Source organism: Streptomyces sp. YS-3, assembly GCF_045257485.1.
Classification (GTDB): domain Bacteria; phylum Actinomycetota; class Actinomycetes; order Streptomycetales; family Streptomycetaceae; genus Streptomyces.
In genome coordinates this window covers 1-605 of sequence record NZ_JBJHPC010001191.1, presented here as the reverse complement: position 1 = coordinate 605, position 605 = coordinate 1, and the positions used below count along the sequence as shown (strand labels likewise).

Annotated in this window: 1 protein-coding gene; it reads right to left on the bottom strand. The window is 75.2% G+C overall.

Going from position 1 to position 605, the window contains the following annotated elements:
* On the bottom strand, window positions 1-605 hold a 605-nt coding region (locus ACJA3G_RS38255), incomplete at both ends, for a condensation domain-containing protein (RefSeq protein ID WP_406557582.1).

The following is a 605-nucleotide window of genomic DNA, read 5'->3' as shown; positions in this document are numbered from 1 at the left end:
GGCCGGGGGCGGTCGGTGGGCAGGGCCAGCTCCTCGGGGAGCCCGGCCAGCGCCGTGCGCCAGTGGGCGAGTTGTTCCTCGCCCTGCTCGCGCAGCAGTTCCCGGTGCCACAGGGTGTAGTCGGCGTACTGGACCGGCAGCGGCGTCCAGTCGGGCCGCTCGCCGCGGGTGCGGGCTCGGTAGGCGCGGGAGAGGTCGCCCAGGAGCGGGCCCCAGGACTCGCCGTCGGTGGCGATGTGGTGGAGGGCGAGGACGAGGGTGTGGCGCTCGGGTCCTTCTGTGAGCAGCACGGCCCGTACGGGGGCTTCGGTGGCGAGGTCGAAGGGGCGGGCGGTGATCTCGGCGAGGTCGGCCCGGTCCGCGTCGAGGATCTCCAGCTCGGGCGCCGCGCCGTCAAGGATCAGCTGGCGCGGTTCGCCGTCGCTCTCCGGGTAGAGGGTGCGCAGGCTCTCGTGGCGCTCGGCCAGGTCGGCCAGCGCGGCGCGGAGCGCGTGGGTGTCGAGGGGGCCGGAAAGGCTGGCGGCGACCACGCTGTGGTAGGCGGGGTTGGGTCCGTCCAGGCGGTTGAGGAACCACAGGCGCCGCTGGGCGGCGGAGAGCGGCAG